A 388-nucleotide genomic window follows, 5' to 3' on the forward strand; every position below is an offset into this window, starting at 1 on the left:
ACTCAGAGGAGTGACTATGTCAGACATTGGCGGCGGTCAGCCTAATAAAGACGACCAGGTTACTTCTGGCGTCAGCACTGGAGAAAATGCTGTAGAAACCGTCGATGCCACTAAATGCGCAGATTTTCTTGTTGTTGCTAACAGACTTCCCACCGACCTCGTCACTAATAAAGATGGATCGCAAGAGTGGAAGCGTAGCCCCGGTGGCCTAGTTACTGCTCTTGAGCCCATTCTCAAGAAAAACCACGGTGCGTGGATTGGGTGGCCTGGCGTCCCAGACGTCTCCCCTGAACCTTTCGAACAGGATGGTAAAACTGTTGTTCCGTTAGCTCTTAGCGCGGATGAAGTACAGAACTACTATGAGGGTTTTTCCAACGATACCCTGTGG

Annotated in this window: 1 protein-coding gene; it reads left to right on the plus strand. The window is 50.5% G+C overall.

Going from position 1 to position 388, the window contains the following annotated elements:
* Positions 1 to 16: 16 nt before the first annotated feature.
* The coding region (locus tag HV824_RS36760) for a trehalose-6-phosphate synthase (RefSeq protein WP_176425381.1) at positions 17 to 388 on the plus strand (372 nt) is incomplete at its 3' end.

This window comes from Myxococcus sp. AM009 (assembly GCF_013372605.1).
GTDB classification, from domain to species: Bacteria; Myxococcota; Myxococcia; order Myxococcales; family Myxococcaceae; genus Myxococcus; species Myxococcus vastator.